General features: G+C 46.2%; 24 protein-coding genes and 8 tRNA genes. 16 read left to right on the forward strand and 16 right to left on the reverse strand.

Features of this window, described 5'->3' with window-relative positions; all coding sequences use genetic code 11:
* Positions 1 to 70: 70 nt before the first annotated feature.
* Both MTR11_RS22640 and epmB read right to left on the reverse strand, forming a co-directional pair.
* Complete coding sequence (locus MTR11_RS22640) at positions 71 to 568, reverse strand: MgtC/SapB family protein (RefSeq protein ID WP_005395427.1); 498 nt, start codon at positions 566 to 568, stop codon at positions 71 to 73.
* Positions 569 to 663: 95 nt separating this feature from the next.
* Positions 664 to 1686: an EF-P beta-lysylation protein EpmB gene (gene epmB, locus MTR11_RS22645; protein WP_054868162.1), complete on the reverse strand. Its 1023-nt coding sequence runs from the start codon at positions 1684 to 1686 to the stop codon at positions 664 to 666.
* 32 nt (positions 1687 to 1718) lie between these two features.
* Between epmB and efp the strand changes: the two genes are divergently transcribed.
* Positions 1719 to 2285 (forward strand): elongation factor P, encoded by a 567-nt coding sequence (gene efp / locus MTR11_RS22650; RefSeq protein ID WP_005395425.1) that lies wholly within the window; start codon positions 1719 to 1721, stop codon positions 2283 to 2285.
* A 265-nt stretch (positions 2286 to 2550) separates the two neighbouring features.
* Positions 2551 to 3954 (forward strand): SPFH domain-containing protein, encoded by a 1404-nt coding sequence (locus MTR11_RS22655; protein ID WP_005395423.1) that lies wholly within the window; start codon positions 2551 to 2553, stop codon positions 3952 to 3954.
* 101 nt (positions 3955 to 4055) lie between these two features.
* Here the strand turns inward: MTR11_RS22655 and frdD are convergent, their stop codons facing one another.
* The 4 genes from frdD to frdA are packed head-to-tail and all read right to left on the reverse strand — an operon-like array spanning position 4056 to position 7388.
* Positions 4056 to 4433 (reverse strand): fumarate reductase subunit FrdD, encoded by a 378-nt coding sequence (gene frdD / locus MTR11_RS22660; RefSeq protein ID WP_005381493.1) that lies wholly within the window; start codon positions 4431 to 4433, stop codon positions 4056 to 4058.
* Between the two features lie 11 nt (positions 4434 to 4444).
* The gene (frdC, locus tag MTR11_RS22665; protein ID WP_005395419.1) at positions 4445 to 4828 is read right to left on the reverse strand and encodes a fumarate reductase subunit FrdC; all 384 of its coding nucleotides are present in this window, start codon (positions 4826 to 4828) and stop codon (positions 4445 to 4447) included.
* A gap of 2 nt (positions 4829 to 4830) precedes the next feature.
* Positions 4831 to 5589 carry a succinate dehydrogenase/fumarate reductase iron-sulfur subunit gene (locus tag MTR11_RS22670; protein ID WP_005381489.1) on the reverse strand — a complete coding sequence of 253 codons (759 nt, stop codon included), beginning with the start codon at positions 5587 to 5589 and terminating at the stop codon, positions 4831 to 4833.
* A complete protein-coding gene (gene frdA / locus MTR11_RS22675) occupies positions 5589 to 7388 on the reverse strand; it encodes a fumarate reductase (quinol) flavoprotein subunit (RefSeq protein WP_243328449.1) in 1800 nt (599 codons plus the stop codon). Before frdA ends, MTR11_RS22670 begins: the two co-directional genes overlap by 1 nt.
* A 437-nt stretch (positions 7389 to 7825) precedes the next feature.
* Here frdA and epmA point away from each other — a divergent pair, with 437 nt between their 5' ends.
* The 4 genes from epmA to MTR11_RS22695 all read left to right on the forward strand — a co-directional run bounded on the left by epmA (position 7826) and on the right by MTR11_RS22695 (position 10939).
* On the forward strand, positions 7826 to 8797 hold the full coding sequence (epmA, locus tag MTR11_RS22680; RefSeq protein ID WP_243328450.1) for an elongation factor P--(R)-beta-lysine ligase: 972 nt from the start codon (positions 7826 to 7828) through the stop codon (positions 8795 to 8797).
* Between the two features lie 9 nt (positions 8798 to 8806).
* Positions 8807 to 9181 carry a VanZ family protein gene (locus MTR11_RS22685; protein WP_005395414.1) on the forward strand — a complete coding sequence of 125 codons (375 nt, stop codon included), beginning with the start codon at positions 8807 to 8809 and terminating at the stop codon, positions 9179 to 9181.
* Between the two features lie 21 nt (positions 9182 to 9202).
* Positions 9203 to 9838: a TetR/AcrR family transcriptional regulator gene (locus MTR11_RS22690; protein ID WP_005395413.1), complete on the forward strand. Its 636-nt coding sequence runs from the start codon at positions 9203 to 9205 to the stop codon at positions 9836 to 9838.
* A gap of 144 nt (positions 9839 to 9982) precedes the next feature.
* Positions 9983 to 10939 (forward strand): DHH family phosphoesterase, encoded by a 957-nt coding sequence (locus MTR11_RS22695; RefSeq protein ID WP_243328451.1) that lies wholly within the window; start codon positions 9983 to 9985, stop codon positions 10937 to 10939.
* A gap of 73 nt (positions 10940 to 11012) precedes the next feature.
* Here MTR11_RS22695 and MTR11_RS22700 read toward each other — a convergent pair whose 3' ends face one another.
* The 5 genes from MTR11_RS22700 to MTR11_RS22720 form a co-directional block, all read right to left on the reverse strand.
* Entirely contained in the window at positions 11013 to 12158 is a 1146-nt protein-coding gene (locus tag MTR11_RS22700) for a murein hydrolase activator EnvC family protein (RefSeq protein ID WP_047010262.1), read from the reverse strand.
* 26 nt (positions 12159 to 12184) lie between these two features.
* Positions 12185 to 13006, reverse strand: coding sequence for a serine O-acetyltransferase (gene cysE, locus MTR11_RS22705; RefSeq protein WP_005395410.1), 822 nt, complete (start codon positions 13004 to 13006; stop codon positions 12185 to 12187).
* Positions 13007 to 13084: 78 nt separating this feature from the next.
* On the reverse strand, positions 13085 to 14122 hold the full coding sequence (gene gpsA, locus MTR11_RS22710) for an NAD(P)H-dependent glycerol-3-phosphate dehydrogenase (protein ID WP_005395404.1): 1038 nt from the start codon (positions 14120 to 14122) through the stop codon (positions 13085 to 13087).
* A gap of 195 nt (positions 14123 to 14317) precedes the next feature.
* A complete protein-coding gene (gene secB, locus MTR11_RS22715) occupies positions 14318 to 14782 on the reverse strand; it encodes a protein-export chaperone SecB (protein ID WP_005395400.1) in 465 nt (154 codons plus the stop codon).
* A 246-nt stretch (positions 14783 to 15028) separates the two neighbouring features.
* On the reverse strand, positions 15029 to 15463 hold the full coding sequence (locus MTR11_RS22720; RefSeq protein ID WP_005395399.1) for a rhodanese-like domain-containing protein: 435 nt from the start codon (positions 15461 to 15463) through the stop codon (positions 15029 to 15031).
* 547 nt (positions 15464 to 16010) lie between these two features.
* Between MTR11_RS22720 and gpmM the strand changes: the two genes are divergently transcribed.
* Complete coding sequence (gene gpmM, locus MTR11_RS22725) at positions 16011 to 17543, forward strand: 2,3-bisphosphoglycerate-independent phosphoglycerate mutase (protein WP_085344378.1); 1533 nt, start codon at positions 16011 to 16013, stop codon at positions 17541 to 17543.
* A gap of 82 nt (positions 17544 to 17625) precedes the next feature.
* Here the strand turns inward: gpmM and MTR11_RS22730 are convergent, their stop codons facing one another.
* From MTR11_RS22730 to rsgA, 4 genes are all read right to left on the reverse strand, one after another.
* A complete protein-coding gene (locus MTR11_RS22730; RefSeq protein WP_005381469.1) occupies positions 17626 to 18513 on the reverse strand; it encodes a DMT family transporter in 888 nt (295 codons plus the stop codon).
* 131 nt (positions 18514 to 18644) lie between these two features.
* Positions 18645 to 20060, reverse strand: coding sequence for an SLC13 family permease (locus tag MTR11_RS22735; protein WP_012841332.1), 1416 nt, complete (start codon positions 20058 to 20060; stop codon positions 18645 to 18647).
* A gap of 167 nt (positions 20061 to 20227) precedes the next feature.
* The gene (gene asd / locus MTR11_RS22740) at positions 20228 to 21085 is read right to left on the reverse strand and encodes an archaetidylserine decarboxylase (protein WP_005395389.1); all 858 of its coding nucleotides are present in this window, start codon (positions 21083 to 21085) and stop codon (positions 20228 to 20230) included.
* 116 nt (positions 21086 to 21201) lie between these two features.
* A complete protein-coding gene (rsgA, locus tag MTR11_RS22745; protein WP_005395388.1) occupies positions 21202 to 22266 on the reverse strand; it encodes a small ribosomal subunit biogenesis GTPase RsgA in 1065 nt (354 codons plus the stop codon).
* Between the two features lie 127 nt (positions 22267 to 22393).
* Here rsgA and orn point away from each other — a divergent pair, with 127 nt between their 5' ends.
* The 9 genes from orn (at position 22394) to MTR11_RS22790 (ending at position 23980) form a co-directional block, all read left to right on the forward strand.
* Positions 22394 to 22939: an oligoribonuclease gene (gene orn, locus MTR11_RS22750; protein WP_005395387.1), complete on the forward strand. Its 546-nt coding sequence runs from the start codon at positions 22394 to 22396 to the stop codon at positions 22937 to 22939.
* Positions 22940 to 23095: 156 nt separating this feature from the next.
* Positions 23096 to 23171: transfer RNA gene (locus MTR11_RS22755), tRNA-Gly, on the forward strand.
* Positions 23172 to 23213: 42 nt separating this feature from the next.
* Positions 23214 to 23290: transfer RNA gene (locus MTR11_RS22760), tRNA-Met, on the forward strand.
* A 30-nt stretch (positions 23291 to 23320) separates the two neighbouring features.
* A tRNA-Gly gene (locus MTR11_RS22765) sits at positions 23321 to 23396 on the forward strand.
* A gap of 42 nt (positions 23397 to 23438) precedes the next feature.
* A tRNA-Met gene (locus MTR11_RS22770) sits at positions 23439 to 23515 on the forward strand.
* A gap of 30 nt (positions 23516 to 23545) precedes the next feature.
* Positions 23546 to 23621 (forward strand) — tRNA-Gly (locus MTR11_RS22775).
* Positions 23622 to 23657: 36 nt separating this feature from the next.
* Positions 23658 to 23733: transfer RNA gene (locus MTR11_RS22780), tRNA-Gly, on the forward strand.
* A 35-nt stretch (positions 23734 to 23768) separates the two neighbouring features.
* Positions 23769 to 23844, forward strand: a tRNA-Gly gene (locus tag MTR11_RS22785).
* Between the two features lie 59 nt (positions 23845 to 23903).
* A tRNA-Met gene (locus MTR11_RS22790) sits at positions 23904 to 23980 on the forward strand.
* 619 nt (positions 23981 to 24599) lie between these two features.
* Here MTR11_RS22790 and queG read toward each other — a convergent pair.
* Positions 24600 to 25727: a tRNA epoxyqueuosine(34) reductase QueG gene (gene queG / locus MTR11_RS22795; RefSeq protein WP_104969880.1), complete on the reverse strand. Its 1128-nt coding sequence runs from the start codon at positions 25725 to 25727 to the stop codon at positions 24600 to 24602.
* Positions 25728 to 25824: the final 97 nt, after the last annotated feature.

Here is a 25824-nt window from a genome sequence, read left to right on the forward strand (position 1 = left end):
GAAAGCCCTCGATATTCGTCGAGGGCTTTTTAATTACTGATGGGGTGAAGCGAGTTTATCGGCGCGTTAACTATTTAATTAAGCGGGATGAGGTTTTGCGTTGTTGAATTCTTTGGTGAACCCCTCGGCGCAATGCTTTGATGTGGTTTTCTGCTTTATCCACGCCCAGTAACACCGTTAAAGCCAGTAGGGTAATGACCACCGACTGCGTTAAATAACCCAAGCCGATCATCAACCCTAATCCTGCCAGTACCCAAATAACCGCTGCGGATGTAACGCCGTGGATTTTTCCATCGAGTGTCATCATCACGCCTGCGCCCAAGAAGCCGACGCCAGTAATAATCTGACCAAGTACGCGTGCTTGATCGAGCGTATTTGGCGATAACGATACTGCCATCGACATAAACAGGTAAGTGCCTGAAATAATAAGAATTGCCGTGCGAATGCCAACAGGTTTACCACGAGTTTGGCGTTCGATACCGATCATTAGCCCATTAATGGCACAGCATAGTAGGGCAGGCCAGCTGAATGGGCCAAGATCGAAAATTTGTTCGAGTGCTGTATGCATCTTGACCTCCAAAAGAGCGGAGTATGCATAGACTTACCGTGCAAAGCGAACAAAAAGGAACGGTCGTGACGACAAATTTAATTGAGCGTCAGGACCTATTCTAAATGCAAATCTAATGGCGTTTTACTTGGCCTGCCACCAATTTCTCGTGTCAGTTTTGGTACCAGATAACCCGATACACGTGTGATGAGTCCGCGCATAATGGCTTTTGCTTCTTCGTCCGAAATAAAGTAGTGCGCCGCGCCTTGCACCTTATCAAGAACGTGGAGGTAATAAGGCAAGATACCCGCGTCAAATAAGGCTTCACTTAACGCCACTTGAGCTTCTACCGAATCATTCACGCCTTTCAGCAGAACGCCTTGGTTTAGAAGCGTAACGCCTGCTCTTTTGAGCTTGAACATCTGTTCAGCAAATTCGTCATTGATTTCGTTGGCATGGTTGATGTGAGTCACGAGGATGATTTGTAACCTTGATGCTTGCAGCAGTTGGCATAGTTCATCAGTGACGCGAGCTGGAATCACCACAGGTAAACGGCTATGAATACGCAGACGTTTGATGTGAGGTATTTGAGCAATATGCTCTAAAAGCCAATGAATTTCATCGTCTTTTGCCATTAATGGATCACCACCTGAGAAGATGACTTCGTTCAACTCTGGTTGCTGCGCCATGTACTCTAAGCACTTTGTCCATGCCTGCTTGCCGCTTTTATTTTCTTGATATGGGAAATGACGACGAAAACAGTAACGGCAATTTACCGCGCAGCCACCTTTGACAATCATTAGGGCGCGGTTGCGATACTTGTGTAGCAGACCAGGGATTTCATTATCCTGCTCTTCTAACGGATCGTTGGAATAGCCCGGATGTACTTCAAATTCGTCACTTAATGGTAAAACCTGACGTAAAAGAGGGTCTTTAGGGTTGCCTTTCTCCATCCTATCGACAAAACTTTGCGGTACACGCTGTGCAAACAGCTTGCGCGCGGCAAACCCGTCTTGCCACGGTGAAGGATCTATTTCCAGTATTTCGAGCAATTTTGCAGGATCAGAGATCCCATTCGCCAACTGTTTGAGCCAGTTTTGCTCAACAGATTCGACTTTTCGGGTTATTATGTGCGGCATTGAATTTAGCTCTAAGAATGTAAGAGGAAAAAATGGCTACAGTTAGCACCAATGAATTTAAAGGCGGTCTTAAGTTAATGCTTGATAACGAGCCTTGTGTAATTCTGGAAAACGAATACGTTAAACCAGGTAAAGGCCAAGCGTTCAACCGCGTTAAAATTCGTAAACTTCTTTCTGGTAAAGTGCTAGAGAAAACATTCAAGTCTGGTGACACTTGTGAAGTGGCAGACGTAATGGATATCGACCTAGATTATCTATATTCAGACGGCGAATTCTACCACTTTATGAACAGTGAAACGTTTGAACAGATCGCAGCAGACGCAAAAGCGGTAGGTGACAACGCTAAGTGGTTGGTAGAAAACAACACTTGTATGATCACACTTTGGAACGGTAACCCAATTACTGTTACTCCACCAAACTTCGTTGAGCTAGAAGTGGTAGACACAGATCCAGGCCTGAAAGGTGATACTCAAGGTACTGGCGGTAAACCAGCTACGCTATCAACTGGCGCTGTTGTTCGTGTTCCTCTGTTCATCTCAATTGGTGAAGTGATTCGCGTTGATACTCGTACGGCTGAATACGTAGGCCGTGTCAAGTAAGCACTTTAGATTGATTGTTTGAAAGGTCGCTTCGGCGGCCTTTTTTATTGCCTGTAATTCTCTCTTGAATGTCCCTGCATAGAAAATCGATATCCTCCGCAAATTTTCGATGATTTTGTATTATTCGTAAAAATCTTATTTATTTCATGAATCTGTCGATTATTCCTTAATGTAACATTTTGATACATTAGTTCTTGTTGTTGAGTTGCATAGCAATCTGATTTTTATCGATTTAACTCAGTAACAATCCAAAAAGGAGAACAAAATGGAAAGCAGAGGCTTAGGAAGGGGTTTAAAGGTGGAAGAAAGACGTCAGTTACTACACAAAGGATTGAAAGCTGCGGTGTTTGGCGTACCGCTGTTGGCAATAGGCTTAACGATTAATAGCTCTGTGCTGATGACCGATGCAGGTTACAGCTACGTGCATCAGAACAATATCACTGGTGAGTTGGATGTGTTTACTGAACCTGGCATTCATTTTCGCATGCCATTTCTGTCCAAAATCACCAAGTATGACCAAGTGATCACTGTGTCATTCGGTAACAGCAAGGGCGAAGATTTTTATCAACGTCTTGATGCGATTCAGGTTCGGTTTGCCGACACCTACATTGGACAGATCCCCGTAACATTCCGCTTTAAGCTCAGTAATGACCCTGAAGCGGTTAAGAAGATGCACAAAGAGTTCCGTAACAACAGTAACTTGATTGATGCGCTGCTTGTAAAGAACGCACGTAACGTGACGGTGATTACTGCTACCCAATACACGGGTGAAGAGTTTTTCCAAGGTGGTTTGAACCAGTTCAAATCGAAACTTGGCGATCAGTTGCGAGAGGGGATTTATCTAACAGAGCGACGTCAGGTTGAAGTGGAAGAGTTGGATCTTGCGCCTGTTGGGGCGAATCAGGCCAATGCGAACCAACTACAGCGCACCAATCAACTGGTTTGGAAAACGGTGCCAGTTGTAGATAAAACCGGGCAACCAATTCGTCAAGACAACCCGTTACAACAATACGGCATTCAAGTGACGCAGGTGACCATTGGTGATCCACAGCCAGAAAAGCAATTGGATCAGCTATTGGCGGATAAAAAGCGTTTAGTGGCGGATCGTATTCGCGCGATTCAGGAGCAAGAAACGTCAAAAGCACAAGCAGAGACCGAGCAGTTACGCAAAGAGATTCAGCGAACACGTGAAGTGCAAGACGCTCAGCGTGGTAAAGAACTCGCTATTATTGCTCAGCAAAAAGAAGTGGAAGTTGCACGTCAGATTGCAGAGCGTGAAATCGTTGAAGTGGAAAAAACCAAACGACTTGCTGAAGTCGAGAAGGAGAAAGAGCTAGCTATCGCAGAGGCTAACTTAGCCATTCAAAAGGCGAACGCACTTTCTGCTGAGTTTGAAGCTAAAGCGATATTGGCGAAAGGTCGTGCAGAATCTGAAGTCCTAAAAGCGAAGTACTCGGCGTTAGGGGCAAACCGTGAAGTTTACTTGGCAGAGTTGAATCGAGACGTAGCGAACTCGTTGTACAACAACTTGCAAAACTTCCAAGTTCAGATGCCACAAAACTACATTGGTGGTAGCGAAGAAACGGGCTTGAAAACAAACCTAGATGTGATTACTGGCTTTGGCGCCCTGGGTCTTATGGACCAAACGAAGAAGGTCATACAGCAATAAGATCATGGGTGGTCAAAAGCTTAACAAGCAAAAAGATCATAGGTAACCAAAAGCAATAAAAAAGCTGGCATAGAGCCAGCTTTTTCTTTTTGGTCAGTATCTTAAATCATGAAGATAAAGATAACGGCTAGTGCAGTAATGAGGCCTGCAAATGCATAGCATGCAATTTTACCTATCACACCAGTGTGGAATTTAAGGTCGTGCATGCCGTGGTGTACACGGTGCATCGCATGCCACATTGGTAGAGCTAGGGTGCCAATGATGAATAGCGCACCGATGATACTGGTTGCGAATGCAGAGACACGCTCGTAGCTCATCGCTTCCGCGTCAATCACGCCTAGTGGTACCAAGATACCTAGCACAAGAACGGTGATTGGCGTGATCATCGCGAACCAAGTACCACCTGCGCCAAACAGACCCCACCAGATTGGCTCATCAGAACGTTTTGGTGATGTGTTTACACTATAATTCGGTTTCATTGCTCAGCTCCTTACACCACGATGAGAACGATCAGTGAGATGAACGCAACCGCGGCCCACTGAGTCAATACGATGATTTTCTTGTCCACCAGTTTGCCTTTCAAACGAATTGGCATTACTTGCGGCATCATGCTGAAGAAAGTTTGAGCGTGGAATAGGCTACCTAGTAGTGCAACGATGTTGATTGCGACTACGATTGGGTTTGCCATAAAATCCAACCAACCTTGCCATGCTTCAGGGCCTTTCACCAAGCAACCTAAACCGAAAGTTAGGAACAGAGTGAATAGGATCAAAGGCAGCACAGTCGCTTCACGTAGCATGTAGAAGCGGTAGAAAGGATGGTTCTTCCACCAAGTGCGTTTTACTTCACGAACGTAAGGTTTACGATTGCTCATCCTTATGCCTCCACTTTCTTTGGTGAACCATCAGGTTTCAACATAGCAATCACGAAGTCCATAGAAGACTCCACTTTGCCTTGGTTTACTGCCGCTGCTGGGTCAACGTTCTTCGGACAAACTTCAGAACAGTAACCAACAAACGTACAACCCCAAGCACCGTTTTCACCGTTGATAAGCTTCATGCGCTCATCTTTACCGTTGTCACGGCTGTCTAGGTTGTAGCGGTGCGCTAGCGTTAGTGCCGCAGGACCGATGAACTCAGGGTTTAGACCAAACTGAGGGCACGCCGCGTAGCATAGACCGCAGTTGATACAACCAGCGAACTGCTTGTATTTCGCCATTTGCTCTGGCGTTTGCAAGTTCGTACCGTCTTCTGGTTTGCGGTCGTTACCAATGATGTACGGTTTGATTGCTTCAAGACGTTCGATGAACGGTGTCATATCAACAATCAAGTCTTTCTCGATTGGGAAGTTCGCTAGAGGCTCGATAGTCACACCGTCTGGGTAATCACGTAGGAAGCTCTTACAAGCAAGCTTCGGTACGTTGTTCACCATGATGCCGCAAGAACCACAGATCGCCATACGGCAAGACCAACGGTAAGATAGATCTTTGTCTAGGTGATCTTTAATGTAGCCCAGTGCGTCAAGCACAGACATGGTTTCATCGAATGGCACTTCGAATGTTTGCTTGTATGGTTCTGCATCTTTTTCTGGGTCATAACGCAGAATGTCTACTTTTTGAATGCGATTTGCTGACATTATGCTTGCTCCTCTGCGTTCTTCTCTTCAGCCGCTGCTTTTTCTGCTGCTTCACCGTATAGACGAGCTTTTGGTTGTGACTTAGTGATAGTCACATTGCTGTAATCGATACTTGGCGCTGAATCTGGTTTGTAGAAAGCAAGTGAGTGTTTTAGGAAGTTCACGTCATCACGTTTTGTACAACCGTCGTCCAGACGTTGGTGCGCGCCGCGAGACTCTTTACGTAGAATCGCAGAGTGAACCATCGCTTCTGCGACTTCTAGGCCGTAACCCACTTCAATTGCGTACAGAAGATCAGTGTTAAACACTTTGCCTTTGTCTTTAATGCTGATGCGTTTGTAGCGTTCTTTTAGTTCGGTGATCTTGTTAATGGTTTCTTGCATCAAATCTTCTTGACGGTAGATACCACAACCCGCTTCCATGGTATGACCCATTTCAGTACGGATGTTTGCCCAGTTCTCATCACCTTCTTGGTTCATCAGTTTGGCGATGCGCTCTTCAACTGCTTTCACTTGAGCATCGATTGCAGACTCGTTCCAACCTTTGAATTCTTCAGCGCGTTTCACTGCGTTTTCACCCGCTACGCGACCAAATACCACAAACTCAGCCAATGAGTTAGAACCTAGACGGTTTGCACCGTGAAGACCAACAGACGCACATTCACCAACCGCGAATAGACCTTTAATGCGAGTTTCACAGCCGCCGTTTGTCTCGATACCACCCATGGTGTAGTGAACCGTTGGACGAATTGGAATTGGCTCTTTTGCAGGGTCTACGTTCACGTAAGCTTTTGCTAGCTCACAGATGAATGGTAGACGCTCTTGTAGGTACTCCTCACCAAGGTGGCGAAGGTCTAGGTGCACCACGTCACCCAGTGGGTGTTTGATGGTGTTGCCTTTCTGTTGTTCGTGCCAGAAAGCTTGAGAAACTTTGTCACGAGGACCCAGTTCCATGTATTTGTTCTTCGGTTGGCCAACTGGAGTTTCAGGGCCCATGCCGTAATCTTGTAAGTAACGGTAGCCGTTCTTGTTAACGATGATACCGCCTTCACCACGACAACCTTCCGTCATCAGGATACCTGTGCCAGGAAGACCGGTTGGGTGGTATTGAACGAATTCCATATCACGTAGAGGAACGCCGTGACGGTAAGCCATTGCCATGCCATCGCCCGTTACGATACCGCCGTTGGTGTTACAGTGGTAAACACGGCCCGCGCCACCTGTTGCTAGAACAACAGATTTTGCTTTGATAGTAACAAGCTCGCCTTCAGACATGTGAATAGCAATCAGACCTTGAACTTCGCCTTCATCAACAAGCAGATCCACCACAAAGTACTCATCAAAGCGTTTGATGTTGCTGTACTTCATGGATGTCTGGAATAGCGTATGAAGCATGTGGAAGCCAGTTTTATCTGCAGCGAACCAAGTACGTTCAACCTTCATACCACCAAAGCGGCGTACGTTGACTTCACCGTTCTCTTTACGACTCCATGGGCAACCCCATTGCTCCATTTGGATCATTTCGCGAGTCGCGTTCTCTACAAAGTATTCAACAACGTCCTGTTCACATAGCCAGTCACCACCGCCAACAGTGTCGTTGAAGTGGTTGTCTAAGCTATCTTCATCCTTGATAACTGCTGCTGAGCCACCCTCTGCAGCGACCGTGTGGGAGCGCATTGGATAAACTTTAGAAATCAGAGCGACTTCTAAGTCTGGGTTTGCTTCAGCCGCTGCAATAGCAGTACGAAGACCAGCGCCGCCTGCGCCGATGACTGCGATATCTGTGGTGATAATTTGCACAGTTATCCTCCAGTGTGTGATTGCGGAAATCCGCTTGTTATTGTCATTACGAGGTGCTCTTTAAAAAGAACTCCCCAAAAGTAGTAGGGTTAGTGTAGATGAGCCACATGGCAGAAAAATTGATGTAATTGGGTTTTTGCTTCGGTAATGCACTTAAGGGCATAGAATTTATAGGTTATGTGACTGCTATCACGGCATCGAGGTTTTGGCCCTCAAGCATTAACATTAGGGATGTTAAACCTGTGTTGCGTGACATTAACCGCATGGATAATAGGATTTTAACTGAGTGTTTTTTGTGCTGCGGCACGAGTAATGCTTGCCTCAAATTTGAACAATGTGACGGGAGAATAGAGAAGGGAAATTCCCCTCTCGTTGAACAGTGAAAAGCATGTAGAATGGGTTTTTACGCGCTAAATTAGAGTTTTGAGAGACTTGTTATGCAAACCAACTGGCAACCTACTGCTTCCATTGACCAACTTCGTCAACGTGCGACGTTAATCGCGTCGATTCGCCAATTCTTCGCTGATCGACAGGTGATGGAAGTCGACACGCCAGCCATGAGTCACGCAACCGTGACCGACATTCATTTGCATACTTTCCAAACCGAGTTTGTTGGCCCGGGTTACGCCGATGGTAGCAAGCTGTTCTTTATGACCAGCCCTGAATTCCACATGAAGCGCCTGCTGGCGGCTGGCAGCGGTTGTATTTATCAAATCAACAAAGCATTTCGTAACGAAGAAAATGGTCGTTACCACAATCCAGAATTCACGATGTTGGAGTGGTATCGCGTTGGCTTTGACCATCATAAATTGATGGATGAAATTGATGATCTGTTGCAACTGGTATTGAAGTGTGGCGCAGCGCAGCGCATGACGTATCAACAAGCCTTCATTGATGTGTTGGGTGTGTGCCCACTAGAAGGCTCGATGACGGAGCTGAAAGCGGCGGCAAGCAAGCTGGGTTTGAGTGACATTGCAGAGCCTGAAGAAGATCGCGATACGTTACTGCAATTGCTATTTAGCGTGGGAGTCGAACACAAAATTGGTCAGGATGTGCCTGCTTTTGTGTACGACTTCCCGGCATCGCAGGCGGCGCTTGCGAAAATCAATCCTCAAGACCATCGTGTTGCGGATCGCTTTGAGGTGTATTTTAAGGGAATTGAGCTGGCAAATGGGTTCCATGAACTCGATAACCCGAAAGAGCAACTGGCGCGTTTTGAGCAAGATAACGCGAAGCGTCTCGACATGGGTTTAAAACCGCAGCCAATCGACTATCATTTGATCTCCGCATTGGAGGCAGGGTTGCCAGATTGTGCGGGTGTTGCGTTAGGCATCGATCGTTTGATCATGCTAGCGCTCGGCTGTGACCACATTGATCAAGTGACGGCTTTTCCATTCCCAATCGCATAAGGATATTCAATGAACTTGGCTGCTGCACGTTTGGTCATTCTCAGCTACGCAATACTGATCGCTTACTTATCGTTGAGCTCGGGAGAGTTGCAAGACTGGGGCAACATTGCGTATCTTGATAAAATGCAGCACGCCATGGCGTACAGCGGATTTGCGTTTTTAGGTTGCTTTTGCGTGTGGCGTTGGCGTCAACGTTGGGCGGTGGCGATTGGTATCTTATTATTTAGTGCTGCCATCGAATGGCTACAAGGGTATGTCGGAAGACAAACTTCTTGGTTAGACCTTGTCGCCAACTCAACGGGTATTCTAACTGGTCTGTTATGTTACCGTATTTGGAGCCTCTATCGACCTAGGTTGGTGAAGTCGCTATACTCGATTCGTTAATGAAGAGGGAAAACGATAACAATGAAAACGCGCGACAAAATAGTCTACGCGGCACTGGAGTTGTTCAACCAACATGGTGAGCGCAACATCACCACCAATCACATTGCCGATCACATCGAAATTAGCCCTGGTAATCTGTATTACCACTTCCGCAATAAGCAAGAAATCGTTCGTGAGATCTTTGCGCTTTATTCAGCAGAACTTTTAGAAAGATTTACCCCTATTCAAGGCTCACAAGAAAGCCTGACTATGCTGAAGAGCTACCTAGATTCCATCTTTACGCTAATGTGGAAATACCGCTTTTTCTACGCGAATCTACCTGAGATCTTGTCACGAGATGAGCAGTTACATGAGCAGTACATCGATGTGCAAGAAAAGCTGCAAGCGAACCTCATTGCGATCATGCAAGAGTTTGTATCGCTGAAGCTGCTTAATGTAGATCAACAGCAGTTGAAGTCACTGGTGTGTACGTTGCATTTGATTGCGTGTAGCTGGTTGGCGTATCAATCTGCAATGGCTTCGAAAACCAGCATCACTGAGCAAATGGTGAAGCAAGGGATGTTGCAGATGCTTAATGTCGTTAAGCCATTAGCAACTGAGCAGGGCTTAGAGCAGCTACTGTTACTGGAAGATGCGGTCAGCAATCTACACAGTTAAACGTCAAACTGCTTAATATTTCGAGAGTCACTCTCATTTTCGAGTCGTGGCTCGAGTTGACTTGTCAAATATGCCACGCACAATAGTCCTCATACCGTTCAGCCCTCTCTGGGATATGACTCTCGATAAAGGAACTATCGCTCCATGAATTACGACATTTTTAATGGCGATGCTGATGGCATCATTGCGCTTCTACAATTACGCTTGGCTGATCCTATCGAGGCTCAGTTAATTACTGGTGTAAAGCGCGATATCAAGCTGGTGGAAAAAGTAGACGTGCAAGCGGGTGATGAGCTAACGGTGTTAGACATTTCGATGGAAAAGAACATGGTAGGCCTAGAGCAAGCATTGGCTCAAGGCGCGCACGTGTTTTACGCCGATCACCATAAGGCGGGTGATATTCCTCAGCATGGCAACTTGGATGCGCACATCGATCTCGATGCCAATATGTGTACGGCGTTGATTGTCGATCAATTGCTAAATGGACGTTTTCACACATGGGCGATTACGGCGGCTTATGGCGATAACATGATCGCGAAAGCAGATGAATTGGCTGACAAGGTCGGATTGTCACACGATCAGAAAGCGCAGCTTAAAGAGCTTGGCACTTTGATTAATTACAACGGTTACGGTTCGAAAGTGGATGACTTACATTTCCATCCTGCGGATTTATACCAAGCTTTGCTGAAGTACGCGTCGCCATTTGATGTAATTGAAGATAAAACTTCGCCTTACTACCAACTGCAATCTGCTTACCGACAAGATATGGATGCCGCTCTGGCAGTGCCTGCCACGCATGAGAGCGGTAAGCTGAAGCTGTTCGAACTACCAAACACGGCCGCATCACGTCGAATCAGTGGTGTTTATGGCAATTGGCTGGCAAATCAAAACCCAGATTCTGCTCATGCAGTACTCACCGAAAATGCAGATGGCACTTACACGGTCTCTCTACGTGCCCCGTTGAACAACAAACAAGGCGCCGTTGCCGTGTGTGGACAGTTTTCAACTGGTGGCGGCCGAGAAGCGGCGGCAGGCATCAACGCATTAAGCAAAGATGATGTAAGTGCTTTTATTGATGCGGTAGAAACGTACTACGCATAGCATTTGCCAAAATATGAATACAAAAAAGGAGCCGAGTGGCTCCTTTTTTATTATAAGTCGATGAGTCAGATAATCAGCGCTTCAACCAAGATTTCGGGTTTTGCGCTTCACTGTTGCGGCGAATTTCGAAGTAGAGTGATGCGCGATCTTGCCCGCCAGTATCACCCGCAAGAGCGATCACTTCGCCAGCGGTCACGCGATCGCCTTCTTTTTTCGTCAACGCTTGGTTGTAGCCGTAGAGCGTCATGTCACCTTTGCCGTGGTCAAGCAATACCACTAAGCCATAACCGCGTAAATACTCCGCAAATACGACAGTGCCCGGGTAAACGGCTTTCACTTGTTGACCGTAATTGGCCGCAAGCACCATGCCTTTCCAGTTTACTTGCCCGGTTTGGCGAGTACCGAAGTTGTGTAATACACGACCTTTGAGTGGCCATGGCAGTTTACCGCGCTGTTTGCCCAGTCCGTCCATTGGCACGGCATTACGCTTAGCCGCTTTGGCTATCTCAGCTTTTAGCCGTGTTTCGTTGCGCTGCAGTTCAGCAAGGTAGCGTTTATCGTTCTTGATACTGCTCTGAATTTTATTCAGGGTTTGCTTACGTTTGGATTGTGTACTTGCCAGCGCCGTACGTTTCTCAGATTGCTGTTTGAGTAACGTCTCGATTTGCTCTTTTTCTAGCTCAAGCTGGTTTTTGTTGTGTGCCAATTCTTGAGTGGTTTTGGTGATTGCATCAATCACTTCAGCACGCGCTTTGGCTAAGTGCTGGAAGTATTGACTCATGCGGTCTTCTTCCACACCTTGATTCAACAAGTGACCATTGGCTTTTGCTCGTTCGGTCACGTAATATGTTTGCAGCAACTGTTTGAGCTCTTCCTCTTGCTCTTGGCGCTGCGCTTCTTGCAAGGCAATTTTCTCTTCTAGCTTGTCTATGTTTTTGTCTGCTTGTGCTAGCTCAGATTTGGTTTGTCTTATTTCGCGTTCAAGTTTAGAAATGCCAAGTTCTTGCTCTTTGAGCGATTTTTGTAGCTCATTGAGTTGCTTTTCTTGGGAAGAGAGAGATTTGCGTTGACGGCTTATCTCACTTGATACGCCTTTGAGCTCTTGTTGACTAGCGGCAGAAGAGGTGAGGGGATATGTGGCAGATAAAGCACAAGTTAATAAAATAGCCGAGCGTAGAACAGGGTGATTTTGTTTTCGCACTTGAGATTTACCTACCACGTTGTTGTCAAAAGGTTTGTTGACGATTAAATACCATCTCCATGGATAAAGCTTTGTGATTTACCATTAAAGCCTTGATCCATATCGAGAGAAGGTTTGTCCGTTTTTGGACGACCGACGATTTTTGCAGGAACCCCCGCCACAGTTGTGTGTGGTGGTACTGCTTGCAATACCACAGAGCAAGAGCCGATTTTCGCGCCTTCGCCCACTTCGATATTGCCAAGAATTTTTGCACCTGCACCAATCATCACACCTTCACGGATTTTCGGGTGACGATCGCCGCACTCTTTACCCGTACCGCCTAAGGTAACGTCTTGTAGAATTGAGACGTCATTATCGATAACTGCAGTTTCACCGATGACGATCCCCGTTGCGTGGTCGAGCATGATGCCGCTACCAATGCGTGCTGCCGGGTGAATGTCTACCTGACACGCAACCGAAATTTGGTTTTGCAGGTAGGTTGCCAGTGCATGGCGCCCTTGTTTCCATAGCCAGTTTGCCACGCGGTAGCCTTGCAGAGCGTGGTAGCCCTTTAAGTACAGCAGCGGCATAGAGTACATCGAAACTGCAGGGTCGCGATTAACCGTGGCACAAATGTCACAAGCGGCACAATCGGTAATGGTTGGGTCGGCAGAGAACGCTTCTTCTACCACTTCACGTACTGCCATTGCTGGCATCGATGCCGTGTTTAACTTGTTTGCCAAAATGTAGCTGAGCGCGGCACAGAAACTTTCATGCTTGATGATGGTGGCATGGTAAAAGCTGGCCAGCATTGGCTCTTGCTCTGACATTTCGCGGGCTTCTGAGACAATTCTGTTCCAGACTTTTTGTTTTTCGCAGTGTTTCATTCTCAATATCCTGAGTGGTTCTTCCGTGACCCGACAACTTCTATTCTTCTCAGATGAGGTGCGAAGGGGCGTAGAGTGCTACTTTCCTTCGGCTTTTTTGTCACGAGCAAGTAAATCTTGCGCTGCCAGGCGTGCATCCTTCCCTTGATACAATACTTGATAAATTTGATCAACAATTGGCATCTCAACACCCATGCGTTGAGAGAGCATCCATACTTCTTTCGTGTTGCGGTAGCCTTCTACGACTTGGCCAATTTCTTCTTGTGCCGTGTCGACGTCTTTACCTTGACCTAGCGCTAAACCAAAGCGGCGGTTGCGTGATTGATTGTCGGTACACGTTAGGACAAGGTCGCCCAAACCAGCCATACCCATGAAGGTTTCTGGTTTTGCACCAAGCGCAGCACCAAGACGACTCATTTCGGCCAAACCACGAGTAATCAATGCAGTACGCGCGTTGGCTCCAAAGCCGATGCCGTCAGACATACCCGCACCAATTGCGATAACGTTTTTCACCGCACCGCCCAATTGCATGCCGATAAAGTCACTATTGGCGTACACGCGGAAGGTTTTGCTGCAGTGGATTTTTTCTTGTAGGTCAGCGACAAATTCAGCATCTGGAGACGCAACTGAAATTGCAGTAGGCATGCCCATCGCGAGCTCTTTGGCGAACGTTGGGCCAGACAATACAGCCAGTGAGTAGTTTTCACCGATAATGTCATAAGCGACGTCTTTCAGCAGACGCCCCGTTTCTGGCTCAAGACCTTTGGTTGCCCAGCAGATACGAGAGTCTTCACGTAAGAAAGGCTTACAGCTGTTCAGCACGATGCCAAAAACATGGCTTGGAACCACAACCAATAAATCTCGGCTTGCTTGTACGGCTTTTTCTAAATCCGATTCAATGATCAAGCTTTCAGGGAAATCAACGTCAGGTAAGAAAGCGTGGTTCGCGCGATCCGCTTCTAAACGTGCCATGTGCTCAGGCTCGTGTCCCCAAAGGACTACGTTCGCGCCGTTACGAGCGAGTGAGATCGCCAGAGAGGTACCGTATGAACCTGCGCCAATCACCGTCATTGCGATGTCTTTACCGTAAGCATTGTTTGTATTTGCTTGTGTCATGCTACCGCCTAATTGTCTTTCTACTAGTAGAATCTAGTTCCTAATCGTCAAATTTTACGCCTTCTGGCGATTAGGAACTAGGAACTTTTGTCAGAAATAAAAAATGCACATTGCATCGGATGGTAGACGCTCTGTGCATTTTATTAGAGTCGATGACGTCAGCACTCAGGCTATTCGTCACTTACAAAACGTGAATTACGCTTCAGCTTCGCCTTGTTGAGCTTGCTGTTGTAGGTAGTTCATGAATAGCGCGTCGAAGTTAACTGGCGCTAGGTTCAGTTGAGGGAACGTACCTTTAACCACTAGGCTTGAGATAGTTTCACGAGCGTATGGGAATAGGATGTTCGGGCAGAATGCGCCTAGGCAATGTGCAAGTTGGCCTGCTTCCATTTGCTCAGCAGTGAAGATACCACCTTGTTGAACTTCACATAGGAACGCTGTTTCTTCTTCGTTCTTCACAGTTACAGTTAGACGTAGAACCACTTCGTAAACGCCTTCACCAAGCTCACGGCTTTGAGTGTCTAGGTCTAGTTTAACGTCTGGGTTCCATTCTTTTTGGAAGATTACTGGAGAGTTTGGCGCTTCGAAAGAAACGTCTTTTAGGAAGATGCGTTGAATTGCGAAGTTTTGTTGTGCTTCTTGAGGTGCTGCTTCAGCCATTTTTTAATCCTTAAATAAATATTTGTAGAGCCTAGAAACGTCTAAACTCAGAAAACTGGTATGTCCCGAGACTAACTGAGCCAATCTACCTTGACTAGATGAAGCGTGTATTACGTGCAAAGCGTCACAACTTAATGCTTCAACTGCTTTCAATTTGCTCAGTTTATTATCCACGAAGCTTGGCAAAAACACGCTTGGTGCGTACCTTGTATTTTGCCTCTGCCACGTTATCGAAGCTGCCGGGTATTACTTTTTACCACGTACTAAAGGCAGGTTCGCTTCGTTCCATGCAATCAAGCCGTTCTTCAGTAGGCTTACTTTTTCAAAGCCTGCTTTTACTAATAGGTTCGCGCTTTCTTGAGCGTTTTGCCCTGTCTTGCATACCACAATGATTGGGTCTGATTTGTGGTTTTCAAGGCTACCAAAGTTACCCGCTTTGATATCTGACGGTAAAATGTGAAGTGAGTCGGTGATATGACCTTTTTTGAACTCGTCCTTTGTGCGGATATCCACTACAACGCCGTTTTCACGGTTCATAAGATGAGTCAGTTGGTTTACGTTGATTTCTTTGTATGCGGCCGTCGCTGACTTCACGATGTTCATGATAAAGGCGACAAGAAGACCTACCCAAACCAAAGATAGAATCATGTTCTGTTGGAAAAATTCAATGTACTCTTGCATGTCTTGAGCTCTTACGCTGTTGGCGGAAAAATAAAGCAGGAGTATAGCGGGGTTAAGCCTCTTAGGCGAGAGGGTTAAAATTTTCTAACGAATAATTGAGATCTCTATAAACCCTTTATGTTATTGCCATCCGTGCCTTGGACTATGGTAGCTTGATTGTTTTTGCCTATTGGATTTATCGACTTAAGTGACTTTTTTTTTACCGAAAAAAGCGAACAATAGGTACTAACCAATCTTGTTCGATCATGCGTTAAATAAGCGCTGTTTCAGGTGCAAAAACAAGAATCAGAAGCGTAAGAAAACCGAACCTAGACTGGGGTGTACAAAGCGTATTAGGAATGACTATGCTTGTGGAACACGTTTGTTGGCACTGACTCGTTGTTCGCTTAACTTGTAAGATAGCAACAATAAATCGCAAACATTATTTGATCTTAACCTACAGTTTTGGTTAAAAAGTGTAGTAAAATTACGCTAGTTTTGTTTCAAGGTTAGATAGGGCAGCGAGGCCCTACGCCAAAAGTTACTTAAATTTGATGAGGTCATCACTATGTCAGCTAAGAAGCCACTGGCTCTAGTTATCCTTGACGGTTACGGTTACCGTGAAGACACAGCAAGTAACGCAATTGCGAATGCGAAAACACCAGTAATGGATGCTCTGATTGCGAATAACCCACACACTCTAATCTCTGCTTCGGGCATGGATGTTGGCCTTCCTGATGGTCAAATGGGTAACTCAGAAGTTGGTCACACTAACATTGGAGCAGGTCGCGTTGTATACCAAGATCTAACTCGTATCACTAAATCGATCGCTGACGGTGAGTTCGCTGAAACGCCAGCGCTTGTTGAAGCAGTTGATGCTGCTGTTAAAGCAGAGAAAGCGGTACACATCATGGGTCTGATGTCTCCAGGTGGCGTACACTCTCATGAAGACCATATCTACGCAGCGGTTGAAATGGCAGCGGCTCGTGGCGCTGAGAAAATCTACCTACACTGTTTCCTAGACGGTCGTGACACGCCACCACGTAGTGCAGAAAACTCGCTACAACGTTTCCAAGATCTATTCGCGAAACTAGGTAAAGGTCGTGTTGCTTCTCTAGTAGGTCGCTACTACGCTATGGACCGTGACAACAACTGGGATCGCGTTCAAGTTGCTTACGATCTTCTGACTCAAGCGAAAGCTGAGTTCACAGCAGAAACCGCCGTTGCTGGTCTAGAAGCCGCTTACGCTCGTGAAGAGAACGATGAGTTCGTGAAAGCGACAGCCATCAAAGCGGCAGGCGAAGAAGACGCAATCATGCAAGACGGCGATGCGGTTATCTTCATGAACTACCGTGCTGACCGAGCTCGTCAAATCACTCGCGCATTCGTGCCTGACTTTGATGGTTTTGAGCGTGCGGTATTCCCGGCAGTTAACTTCGTTATGTTGACTCAATACGCGGCAGATATCCCTCTAGCAATCGCATTCCCACCAGCGTCTCTAGAAAACACGTACGGTGAGTGGCTGTCTAAGCAAGGTCAAACTCAGCTACGTATCTCTGAAACAGAGAAATATGCGCACGTAACGTTTTTCTTCAACGGCGGTGTTGAAAACGAATTTGAAGGCGAAGAGCGCCAGCTTGTTGCTTCTCCAAAAGTAGCCACTTACGACCTTCAGCCAGAAATGAGCTCCCCTGAGCTTACAGAGAAACTGGTTGCGGCGATCAAGTCTGGTAAGTTCGACACTATCATCTGTAACTACCCGAACGCAGATATGGTTGGTCACACTGGCGTTTACGAAGCAGCTGAGAAAGCAATCGAAGCGCTAGATGAAAGTGTTGGCAAAGTAGTTGAAGCAATCAAAGAAGTTGGCGGTCAGCTATTGATCACTGCGGACCACGGTAACGCAGAAATGATGGTTGACCCAGAAACGGGTGGTACTCACACAGCGCACACTAACCTACCGGTTCCTCTTATTTACGTAGGTGATAAAGCGGTTGAGTTCAAAGAAGGCGGCAAACTTTCTGACCTTGCACCAACCATGCTTTCTCTAGCGGGTCTAGAAATCCCAGCAGAAATGACGGGTGAAGTGCTAGTTAAATAATTAACTGACAACTCAGAATGACAAAAGCCCGAGTTTAAACTCGGGCTTTTTTGTATCTGGCAACAAGGGCTGGTCTGTAAGGTTATTGAACCAAAATGCCAGCACCAATCACAGCTAGGGCTGCGCCCAACCATGCAAATCGGTTTGGTCGGCGTTTAGTGTAAATCCAGAGCAGCGGTAGCAACATAATTGGCGTGGTTGAAGATAGCAGTGCAACCATACCTACATTTCCTTCTTGCAGTGCGTATAAGATCAGCGTCATGCCGACGGCCATCGCCAAGAAACCGTTAAGCGCAGTAATACCAAATACTCTCCAAGTAATGTGTTGCGTCGAGCGAGCGACTTTGACCCCTAGAACTAACAACATGCTGTGGGCGAAAAATGCACTGATCATTCGAATAGCAGAAGCCGCAACAGGGTCAATGCTGGTTTGCATTACTGGCTTGGCGATGATACCACCCAATGCTTGGCACATTGCAGCGGTTAAGCCAAGTCCAATACCCACCCAGATGTTACCTTTAATGTCTTCCAAGACGTTATTCACTTGGCCTCTTCGACCAAAGAATATCGCCATCACCACGCCGCTAAATACCAAGGATGCGCCCAATAGTTCTATTGTGGTCATGACTTCGCTAAATAAGAAGTAGCCCAAAATAGCAGAGAATACCGCATGGCAGGAAAACAGTAGCCCGGCTTGTCTTGGCCCCATACGATTCAAGCACGCGAACAGAGCGGTATCGCCAATAAAAATACCAATCAGTCCTGAGGCCATCATTGGCGTTACATGTTCCCAAGAAACCGTTAACCAGCCGCCAGTTATCCAGGCCATTGTTGATAAGATCACGGCCGTACAGCCCATGCGCCAGCGGCTGTAAGAAAATGCGCCTAGGTGTTGTGCAGGAATGACAGAAATAAGGCTAGAAACTGCCCACAAAAAAGCGGCACATAAAGCAAGCCATTCGTAACCCATGATGTGTCGACGTCCTTGTAGATTTGAGGAGTCTTAATATGCACGAAATTTAATGGATGTAAAGCTGCTCTGTGAGGGTAATAGCTGGCGAACAGCTCCATGACAACAAGCTCTGTCACGGAGCTTTTCGATTAAAACAGCACCAGAACTGCGCCATACACGATAAATAGACCAATCAAACCAAGAATCAGCCCAACTTTCGCCATGTCTTTGCTCTCGATTAGGCCTGTTGAATAAGCCAAAGAGTTTGGTGGCGTGGAAACCGGTAAGATCATGCCAAGTGATGCGGAGAATGCTACGACAACCAGTAAACCTTGTAGGCCACCAACCGCAATAAGGCTTGGCATGGATGTACCAATAGCGGCAGCAATAGGCATTAATAAGTTTGCCGTTGCGGTATTAGACATAAAGTTCGCCATTAACCAACATACGACCGATAGGGCAAAGACAACGGCAAATGGTGATAGTAAGCTGTAATCAATGGCGTGTGCTAATGCTTCGGCTAAGCCTGTTTTGTCTAAGGCAATACCAATTGCGATACCACCGGCAACCAGCCATAAAACATCCCAGTTAATCAGCTTGAGTTCTTCTTTTCCCATAATGCCCGTTAACGTGAACACCGCCAGCGGGATAATCGCAACAACATACGTGTTCATGCCGTGCACTTTTGTCGTCATCCAAAGCACAATGGTTAGTGCAAAAGTGATGTAGACGACGATCGCGCGCCAGCTCTTTTTGAACGTACCATCCAGCTTTAGTTTCATTTCTGGTTCGCTGGACGGAAACAGCTTCTGCAACAAAAACCAAGCAACAGTGAGTTGTATCAGCACAAATGGTAGGCCCATTGTCATCCAGGATAAGAAGTCTATGGCGTTTTCTCCGGTGAGGTATTGGAGCGCTATTGCGTTAGGTGGCGTGCCTATCGGAGTTGCAATGCCGCCAGTATTCGCGGCAATTGGAATGCACAGCACCAGCGCTTTAATCCCTAGATCCCCTTTAGGTGCAGAAGCGACGATTGGACCGAGCAGCGCCAACATCATGACCGTCGTGGCAGTGTTGGACATGAACATTGAAAAAACGGCGGTAATGAGCATCAAACCCAGCATGATGAACTTAGGTTGTGTGCCGAATGGTTTTAGTAGCACTCGGGCGAGATTGTTGTCGAGTTCGTATTTGGAAGCTGCGATGGCGAGGGCAAACCCACCCATAAAAAGAATAATGATCGGTGAAGAGAAGGCCGAGAAAATATCTGTGTAAGCAATTAACTCTCCTAAATCATGCCCCGCTGGTGGATTGCGAAATAGATGCAAACCTTTATCCGATATCATGATCAGTTCAAGAGCGATAATAAGAATGGACGTAGCAAAAACGGGTACCGGCTCAAGAACCCAAAGTAGGGCAGCAAGAAGAAAAATAGCCAACAGACGATGCTGAATTAAAGTAAGATCATCAATAGGAATAGCATCAATCGGCATCATCAAAACACCGAGCGGAATTAAAAAGCATACCAGCAATTTCGCCAGCGTGTTTACACTCATCTTTGGCATTGGCTGCCCCTCTAAATATTCATCCTAAGCGCAGGATAATTGATTGTGGAATGAAGGTCTTAGAGGCAGGTATGAGTTTGAGAAATAGAGGCTAAATTTTGAACGGAATTTTGCTTTTTATCAATAAAAAGAGCCCTTGAGAAAGGGCTCTTTTAACGGGGTTTTGTTTATTTTTTTAAGGCGTAAGGTGTGCCCATTACGGTTGGCTTACCGTTTTCCATGCTTGCGTCAAACTCAATCGCGTCTTTGGCAAACAGGTTAATAACAGTAGAGCCCAGTTTGAAGCGGCCCATCTCTTCGCCTTTTTTCAAGATCACGGCCTTGTCACCCTCAGCTGGGTAATCCCATTTGTAGACAGTATTGCCACGAGGCGGAGTGATCGTGCCAGCCCATACTTGCTCAATGCTACCTACGATGGTTGCGCCAACAAGCACTTGTGCCATAGGACCAAACTCAGTGTCAAAGATACACACCACACGCTCGTTACGTGCGAATAGATTTGGAACGTTTTCTGCCGTAAGTGGGTTTACCGAGAACAGGTCACCAGGCACGTAAATCATTTGGCGCAGTGTGCCGTCACACGGCATGTGTACACGATGGTAATCGCGCGGAGACAGGTACAGCGTGGCAAAAGATCCATCTTTAAATTCGTTTGCTAAATTCGCGTCACCGCCCAGCAGTTCTTGCGCTGAGAAGTGATGACCTTTTGCTTGGATAAGTTGACCATCTTCAATAGGGCCAAATTGGCTAACACAAGCGTCGGCTGGGTGAGTGATGACGTTTTCGCCTTCAGAAATTGGGCGTGCGCCCTCTTTTAGCTCACGAACGAAAAACTCGTTGAACGTTTTAAAATGCTTAGGATCTGAGTGCTTCGCCTCATCCATGTTCACATTGTATTGTTTGATAAACCAACGAATAACTGCTGTTGTTAGACCGCCAGCTTTTGCTGAAGCCAGTTTACCCATTAGGCGAGTGAGGCCGTGTTGTGGGATCCAGTACTGCAGTCCAACTTTAAACTTGTCCATCTTTAATTCCGATACTTCTGTTAGATTCGCGCTTTAGGGCGCGTGATGTTACTGAAATTTAATTTGCTTGTCAGTATTAGGTGAAGACTTTTTACACAGTTACAGTCTTAACTTAATTACAGATCGGCTTTCTTATTGCGTGAATACTGACGGTTTGCTTTGTTTTCAACCATGCTTTCCAAAATGCGATGGTAGTTTTCAAAGCGAGTTTCGTTGATTTCCCCTTTCTCAACAGCTTCACGTAGAAGGCAGCCAGGGTCGTCATTGTGCTTACAATCTCTGAACTTACAACCGCCTAAGTATGGTCGGAATTCAACGAATGCTTTCGTTACTTCTTCTGCTTCCAAATGCCAAAGCCCAAATTCACGCACTCCAGGCGAGTCGATCAAGTCGCCACCCGTCGGAATATGATACAAGCGCGCTGCTGTCGTGGTGTGTTGGCCTAAACCAGAGTTCTCGGAAACTTCGCCTTCTTCCACTTCGCTCTCTAGCTCTGGCATTAACGCGTTGACTAAGCTGGATTTCCCTACGCCTGATTGACCAACAAAGATATTAATTCGGTCACGCAGCAGAGTTTCTAGTTCAGCAATGCCTTCTCCCGACTTCTTGCTGACCAGAAGCACTTTATAGCCAATGCGTTCATATTCTTTGAGCCATTCTTCATACATTGCACGATCATCGGCTTCTAGAAGATCGACTTTGTTTAAGACCAGCAATGGTGCGATATTCAGTGTTTCTGATGCTACGAGGTAACGGTCAATAATATTCAGTGATAGCTCGGGCAGTACCGAGGAGACAATGACCATTTGATCAATATTGGCAGCTACGGGCTTTAGGCCATCGTAGTAATCTGGACGAGTGAGCACTGAAGAACGAGGTTCTACCGCTTCAACAACGCCAGAAATGCCAGCCATAGACTCCAAGCCTTCGCGCCATAAAACTCGATCGCCAGATACTAAAGATTCGATACCACGGCGAAGGTTACAGCGTTGAATCTCGCCTGTTTCAAGGTCTTCAATATCCGCGTGCTGGCCAAAACGAGTGATCACGAGACCTTGTTTGCTTGCGCCTAGCATGTTTTCATCCCACTGGATGGACTCTTCTTGCTTTTTTAAACGCTTTTGTTGGTTGCTGCGTACGCGTCGCACTTGACCTTTGGTTAACTTTTTCTTCTTTGCCACAATTCTGTACTTTATGTGAATTTACTCAAATGGTTGAGCCGTGATCTTGGCTCTGAGTGAGTATCGTGTTTCCCGTATTTTGAGGTATAGTACCTCTTTTATCGATAAACAAATAGGCGGCGTAACCATGTCCTTTAGCGATCAAAACCTAATTTGGGTTGATTTAGAGATGACAGGGCTTGATCCTGAAACGCACAAAATCATTGAAATTGCTTCTATTGTCACGGATAGCGAGCTAAATATTTTGGCTGAAGGTCCAGTATTAGCGATTCATCAGCCGGAAGAAGAGCTAGCGAAAATGGACGATTGGTGCACCAATACGCATACGGCAAGCGGCTTGGTGGAACGCGTTCGCAACAGTAAAATCTCAGAACAAGATGCGGTCGCACAAACCATTGAATTCTTAGAAAAATGGGTGCCGAAAGGGGCGTCGCCAATATGTGGTAACAGCATTGGGCAGGATCGCCGCTTCTTGTACAAACACATGCCGGAATTAGAAGAGTTCTTTCATTACCGATATGTTGACGTCAGCACTCTTAAAGAATTGGCGCGTCGTTGGCAACCTGAAGTATTAAATGGGTTCACAAAACAGGGAACACATTTGGCCTTGGACGACATTCGCGAGTCGATTGCAGAACTTAAGTACTATCGTGGTACTATTTTCAAGATTTAACTGTTAAGGTTGCGATCCAAATTGTTGTAATTTATATCGCTTTTGATTGCTTTTTCATCGTTCAGTAAAAAAATAAAGTTTTTTTGAAGGAAGGACTTGCATCACAAAAAAATGCTCTTATAATTCGCAGCCCTAAACAGCGGAAACGTTGTTGATGCGACACTAGCTCAGTTGGTAGAGCGCAACCTTGCCAAGGTTGAGGTCACGAGTTCGAACCTCGTGTGTCGCTCCAGTTTCATAGTTCTCACGGTACTTAACGGTGACACAATACGGACGCGGGGTGGAGCAGCTTGGTAGCTCGTCGGGCTCATAACCCGAAGGTCGTCGGTTCAAATCCGGCCCCCGCAACCAAATTCTATTAATAGCGACTGCTGTTGATATGCGACACTAGCTCAGTTGGTAGAGCGCAACCTTGCCAAGGTTGAGGTCACGAGTTCGAACCTCGTGTGTCGCTCCAGTTTTATAGTTCTCACGGTACTTAACGGTGACACAATACGGACGCGGGGTGGAGCAGCTTGGTAGCTCGTCGGGCTCATAACCCGAAGGTCGTCGGTTCAAATCCGGCCCCCGCAACCAAATTCCATTAATAGCGACTGCTGTTAATATGCGACACTAGCTCAGTTGGTAGAGCGCAACCTTGCCAAGGTTGAGGTCACGAGTTCGAACCTCGTGTGTCGCTCCAATATATAGCCCTCATCGTGCTTAACGGTGACGAAATGCGACACTAGCTCAGTTGGTAGAGCGCAACCTTGCCAAGGTTGAGGTCACGAGTTCGAACCTCGTGTGTCGCTCCAATATATAGCCTTCATCGTGCTTAACGGTGACAAAAGCGACACTAGCTCAGTTGGTAGAGCGCAACCTTGCCAAGGTTGAGGTCACGAGTTCGAACCTCGTGTGTCGCTCCAGTTTCTTTTTTATAAATGAAAGCAAAGCCTTCATCATCAACAAAGATGAAGCACTCGGACGCGGGGTGGAGCAGCTTGGTAGCTCGTCGGGCTCATAACCCGAAGGTCGTCGGTTCAAATCCGGCCCCCGCAACCAATACAAGACGATAGATTGAATGCTTATTTATTAGCACAATCCTAAGTCGTCGACGGATGCGCCGCTTGATTCAATTCCTGCTTCTCGCAACCAATCACATCGCTCTTTTCATAATGCTGCGAAGCATGAATCCCCAAAAAACTAAATTTTATCCGCATCATATGATGTCGGACGATTTCGTTTGTGTTTAAAACACGATATGAATCGGCTGGCGTACAAGCATGATGAGGTTCTGCATGTTTTATCTACTTTAATTAACAGAGTTATCCACATACGTCGTTCTGTGGATAAGTTAGTTGATAAAGTGTTTTTAGCTTGACTTTTTGCGATGGAGAAGAAAGATCTTTTCGCTGAAGGAAAGTCGAAATAATAACGAAATATTGATTAAGTCTTTGTTAAATAAGAGAAAAATAAGTTTTTTGTCGGATCGGATACGTTAAAATACGATCATTAACTGGTATTTTTTTGATCCTAGTCATTTCTCCGAGCTGTGTTTAACTTTTTTCTGCTAGCTTGTTTTTCTTGAATCTCAAATTTTTTTCCACATTACAAAATTGAGAACAAGGTCATGAATTGAACATGTAAAAGTGCTTTCAATCTCTTGCATATAGACTACGCACTATGCGTCTCTTGGTAGCCCCTTCTCGACGATTCTTATTAAGCGCTGCTTTTTCGTCTCTGTAGATGCTTTATTCTCAATGGGGAGTTGATTCAGTTGCTCGGCCAAAGCCCATTTGATGTGTTCATCAAGTAATTTATTTTCACCTTGTCGACTTTCTAACGCATCAATGACTCGTTGACTGTATTCTGCATTACCAAGTGCGACAGCAATATTACGCAGCCACTGTATATGACCAATGCGACGAATAGCGGAGCCTTCCATATTTTTTAGAAAAGTCGCTTCATCCCAGTTAAACATGTCAACGAGATCCGGGTTTTTGAAACTATCGCGACGATGGAAATCACTCTGCTCCGTTATGTCGGCGTAGCGATTCCATGGGCAAACCAATTGGCAGTCATCACAGCCATAAATGCGGTTACCCATTGGCTTGCGAAACTCTTCAGGGATCACGCCATCGAACTCGATGGTGAGGTAAGAGATGCAGCGTCTAGCATCGACAACTTTGTCTTCAACGATGGCTTGTGTTGGGCATGAGGTAATGCATGCTTTGCATTTACCGCACTGATCAACGCTTGGCTCGTCAACGGGAAGTGGCAAGTCGATAAGTAACTCGCCTAAAAAGAACCACGAGCCACAGTCCTGATCTAAAATCAGGGAATGTTTCCCTGTCCAGCCTAAGCCTGCTTTTTGGGCGAGTGGTCGCTCCAATATTGGTGCGGAGTCGACGAAAGGTCGGTAACCATACTGACCAACTTCTTGTTCAATAAGTTTGCCAAGTTTATTCAGTTGTTTTCTGACGAGCTTGTGATAATCACGCCCTAATGCATAGCGACTAATATAGGCATGATTTTTATTTGCTAGGTTCGAAGCGAATTGTGCTTCTGGTGGTAGGTAGTCCATCCGAACGCTGATCACACGAACGGTTCCCGGGAGTAGCTCATTGGGTCTAGCTCGCATCATACCGTGACGAGCCATCCAGTCCATTGAGCCGTGATAGCCTGCATCGAGCCATTTTTTCAGTGCGGCTTCATGCTCACTCAGATCAACGTCGCAGATCCCAACTTTTTGGAAGCCGAGCTCTTTTCCCCAAATTTTGATTTGTTGTGCGAGTTGTTCGTAGTTCATGCTAACCACCGGAATAAAAGGGGGGCGGATCTTAACGGATCTCTGGCTTTGGTGCTACCCAGTTAGGGACGTTTTTGATGCTGTGAATACTGCTTAT

The sequence above is a fragment of the Vibrio sp. CCB-PB317 genome, from assembly GCF_022808245.1.
In the GTDB taxonomy this organism is placed as follows: Bacteria; Pseudomonadota; Gammaproteobacteria; order Enterobacterales; family Vibrionaceae; genus Vibrio; species Vibrio diabolicus.

Bases quoted from the DNA above. Each gene is read 5' to 3' on its own strand.
- frdD (WP_005381493.1), bottom strand. From the start codon at position 4,433: ATGAAACCGAATTATAGTGTAAACACATCACCAAAACGTTCTGATGAG.
- MTR11_RS22690 (WP_005395413.1), top strand. From the start codon at position 9,203: ATGAAAACGCGCGACAAAATAGTCTACGCGGCACTGGAGTTGTTCAAC.
- queG (WP_104969880.1), bottom strand. From the start codon at position 25,727: ATGAACTACGAACAACTCGCACAACAAATCAAAATTTGGGGAAAAGAG.
- MTR11_RS22685 (WP_005395414.1), top strand. From the start codon at position 8,807: ATGAACTTGGCTGCTGCACGTTTGGTCATTCTCAGCTACGCAATACTG.
- MTR11_RS22640 (WP_005395427.1), bottom strand. From the start codon at position 568: ATGCATACAGCACTCGAACAAATTTTCGATCTTGGCCCATTCAGCTGG.
- MTR11_RS22720 (WP_005395399.1), bottom strand. From the start codon at position 15,463: ATGCAAGAGTACATTGAATTTTTCCAACAGAACATGATTCTATCTTTG.
- MTR11_RS22695 (WP_243328451.1), top strand. From the start codon at position 9,983: ATGAATTACGACATTTTTAATGGCGATGCTGATGGCATCATTGCGCTT.
- epmB (WP_054868162.1), bottom strand. From the start codon at position 1,686: ATGCCGCACATAATAACCCGAAAAGTCGAATCTGTTGAGCAAAACTGG.
- MTR11_RS22670 (WP_005381489.1), bottom strand. From the start codon at position 5,589: ATGTCAGCAAATCGCATTCAAAAAGTAGACATTCTGCGTTATGACCCA.
- cysE (WP_005395410.1), bottom strand. From the start codon at position 13,006: ATGAAACACTGCGAAAAACAAAAAGTCTGGAACAGAATTGTCTCAGAA.
- MTR11_RS22735 (WP_012841332.1), bottom strand. From the start codon at position 20,060: ATGCCAAAGATGAGTGTAAACACGCTGGCGAAATTGCTGGTATGCTTT.
- gpsA (WP_005395404.1), bottom strand. From the start codon at position 14,122: ATGACACAAGCAAATACAAACAATGCTTACGGTAAAGACATCGCAATG.
- frdC (WP_005395419.1), bottom strand. From the start codon at position 4,828: ATGAGCAATCGTAAACCTTACGTTCGTGAAGTAAAACGCACTTGGTGG.
- gpmM (WP_085344378.1), top strand. From the start codon at position 16,011: ATGTCAGCTAAGAAGCCACTGGCTCTAGTTATCCTTGACGGTTACGGT.
- efp (WP_005395425.1), top strand. From the start codon at position 1,719: ATGGCTACAGTTAGCACCAATGAATTTAAAGGCGGTCTTAAGTTAATG.
- MTR11_RS22730 (WP_005381469.1), bottom strand. From the start codon at position 18,513: ATGGGTTACGAATGGCTTGCTTTATGTGCCGCTTTTTTGTGGGCAGTT.
- orn (WP_005395387.1), top strand. From the start codon at position 22,394: ATGTCCTTTAGCGATCAAAACCTAATTTGGGTTGATTTAGAGATGACA.
- asd (WP_005395389.1), bottom strand. From the start codon at position 21,085: ATGGACAAGTTTAAAGTTGGACTGCAGTACTGGATCCCACAACACGGC.
- secB (WP_005395400.1), bottom strand. From the start codon at position 14,782: ATGGCTGAAGCAGCACCTCAAGAAGCACAACAAAACTTCGCAATTCAA.
- MTR11_RS22655 (WP_005395423.1), top strand. From the start codon at position 2,551: ATGGAAAGCAGAGGCTTAGGAAGGGGTTTAAAGGTGGAAGAAAGACGT.
- epmA (WP_243328450.1), top strand. From the start codon at position 7,826: ATGCAAACCAACTGGCAACCTACTGCTTCCATTGACCAACTTCGTCAA.